2 protein-coding genes are annotated in these 2,787 nt (G+C 53.5%); one reads left to right on the top strand and one right to left on the bottom strand.

Annotation, left to right across the window (positions count from 1 at the left end):
- The first annotated feature begins 35 nt into the window (after nucleotides 1-35).
- Nucleotides 36-950 carry a DUF2333 family protein gene (locus JRI89_17435; protein MBW2073014.1) on the top strand — a complete coding sequence of 305 codons (915 nt, stop codon included), beginning with the start codon at nucleotides 36-38 and terminating at the stop codon, nucleotides 948-950.
- Between the two features lie 123 nt (nucleotides 951-1,073).
- On the opposite strand, the gene JRI89_17430 is transcribed toward JRI89_17435, so the two are convergent.
- A partial coding sequence (locus tag JRI89_17430; protein ID MBW2073013.1) for an HDIG domain-containing protein occupies nucleotides 1,074-2,787 on the bottom strand: 1,714 nt, incomplete at its 5' end.

Raw genomic sequence — 2,787 nt, 5'->3', positions numbered from 1 at the left:
AGGAAAAGGCAGCGTCCGGGGAAGAGCACGCCGCTGTGAAAAAGGAAGAGTCTGCGGTTGAAAAGGCGGCGGTGGAGCACAAAAAGGTAGAGAAGCAGCCAGCTCATCAGGTAGAAGCGGCTCCAGAGCGAAAAGAGCTAGCCAAAACTGCACACCGTCCTCCGAAAAAGGCAGCTCACGCGGTTGAGAAGGAAGGTCCTGCCATACCGGGGGTTCTATTTACTGAGAAGCTGATCGAGGTGCTGGACCATGAGTTGAACGGCCGGGTGCTGGGCTGGCGGCCCAATGACATTATTCTGGGCAAGATAACTGACAACGTCAAGCAATTCCAGCTGGGGGCCCTGGAGGCAATCAGATTCACCACGATTCGCTTGAAGGAAAGCTTTACCAGATTCGGCGACGCGGACGCCTATGATCCTCACCTCATTCAGGCGGTAAACCTGTTGATGAACAAAGCCGACCAGTTCTGGTTCCCCTCGGCAGAGAGCCAGTATGAGTCGGCTATCGAGGAATTGAAGAAGTTTCTCGCCAACCTGCGCCAGGGCAAGAGTCGTTTCTATTATAGGGTGGAAAACCTTTCTTCACTGGTTGCCGCCTACAAGGATCTCCTTGGCAACTGCCACGAAAATCTGGTCAAGGAATTCGAGGCAGACGGCTCCCAGGTGAGCTTCTTTGCCTCCGACGACTATTTTTACTACGCCCAGGGCGTAGCACACGTCATGGTGGAAATTCTGGGAGCAGTGCGAATGAGTTTTGTAGAACAGCTTCGCACAATTGACGCCCTCGATCTCATGGACAAAATCATCGAAGAGCTGGAAAGAGCCGTTGATATCCATCCATGGATCGTCCTGAATAGCAGTCCGGGAAGCATTCTTGCCAATCAGCGCTACAATCTGGCCGCCCCCATAAGTGCCGCTCTGCACGGCATGGGCATAATGCTCAAATACTGAGGAAGTGCTCGAGCAGGGCAGCTTTGTTCAAGATTACGCGATCAGGCTACGAGGGTTGTGCTCGGTCAGCAGAGTATCTGGGTACTTACGGGTGTGAACAGTTGCTCTGAGAGAGCAGTATCCCTATGAGGCGCGCCTGGTGCTGTTTTTCTTTCTTTCCTGCCATGGATACTGCACCCTGGAATGAAGGGAGGCCTCCAGGGAATCCACCAGGGTGTGGATCACCTTGCCCAGGTCGCGGGTGGACAGATTGCATTCGTCGAACTGGCCGTCAGCCAGCCGTTTGATAACAGTGAGCACCACCATCTTTTCTATCTTTTCCCTGGTTGGCTCTTCCAGTGATCTGGAAGTAGCCTCTACCGCATCCACGATCATCAATATGGCCGCTTCGATACTCTGTGGTTTGGGACCCGGATAGCGGAAGTCCTCCTTGCGGGGCTTTGTTCCCTGGCTGTTCTTCATGGCCTTGTCGTAGAAATACTCCACCAGTTGGGTGCCGTGGTGCTGGGAAATAAAGTCGATGACAAGTTGAGGCAGCTTCGCCTCCCGGGCAAATTCTTCCCCATGGTGTACGTGGCCGATGATAATTCTGGCACTCTCGTATGGGTCCAGATCGTCGTGGGGGTTCTTGCCCGCAGCCTGGTTTTCTGCGAAAAACTTTGGATCAGCCATCTTGCCGATATCGTGATAATAAGCGCCGATGCGCAACAGTTGAGTGTTGGCTCCAATAGCCTCACCCACGGCCTGCGACAGAAAGGCAACCGTCATACTGTGCTGGTAGGTGGCCGGGGTCCTCGACAGCAGATCCTTCATGAGCGGTTGCTGCAGGTCGGCATACCTCGTCAGTTTGAAAGTGGAGGAGATATGCCAGCTCATTTCCATTACGGGAAGAAGCAAGATAGCCAGAGGCGCTGCCAGCAGACCGCCCATGAAGCCCCAGGCAAGTGAGGCGAAGCCGTTGCCTGCGACAAACATGGACTGCAAAGTGGCGCTGGCAGCAGGCATATTGTCAAGGTGTGAGGCCACTTTGGCGAAATCCGTGGCAAAGGCAAAAACGAGCACTGTGTTTACCAGGCCCACGCCGAGCGAGGGCAACAGAAGATGCACTCGCTTGTGTATTCTGGAAGAAAGCAGCAGGGCGACCATGCCGCTGAAGGTAAAAAAGAGAAGGGTGCTCAGGGTCCTGCAAGCAAACAGAGTGAGGAGAATGGCGCCAGTTATGGTGGTCCAGGTAGCAGGGACGCCGTCATTGTTCAACAGGACAATGAGAAAAGGCAGCAGGGCAAAGGGGATGAAGTAGATAGGAAATGCGGTAAACAAGAGACACGCCTTGAAGAGTACTACGGTGATTAGGAGAAGGGACAGCAACAGTAGATATGGTGTTCTCTTGCGGCTATTGCTGCCGAAAATGCGGGAGAGAAAGAGATTATAGAGCAGCAGAGTGAAAAAAATTACCGTAATCAGCCAGGGCAGCTCACTATAGTTTTGTTGTTTGCTGTATTCGTCCAGCAGGAGGACATCCTGTTCGCTCAACACTTTACGAAACGGCACCAGAATGTCCCCTGGATTGTAAGCAATGACCTTCGAAGGATACCGTCGGATGATTTCCTCGATTCGTCGGTCATTCTCGCGCTGATCGTAGCGCAGGTTGGCACTCAGCAGGGTCTCAGATATCTGCAGCACAGACTGTAGAACTCGCTTGTCCACTTGCCAGAAAAGCTGCCTGACCTTCTCCTCCAGCAGGAGGCGGGCCTGCTCCAGGGTTATTATGTCAGCCACTGAGTGTGCCACGATGCCGGCAGGTCTGGGGTAGAGCACCTCGAGTTTTTTCTTGCCA

It is taken from the genome of Deltaproteobacteria bacterium, from assembly GCA_019309045.1.
Lineage (GTDB): Bacteria > Desulfobacterota > Syntrophobacteria > BM002 > BM002 > JAFDGZ01.
Note: the sequence above shows the minus strand (reverse complement) of the source record. Positions and strands in the feature narration are given on the sequence as shown.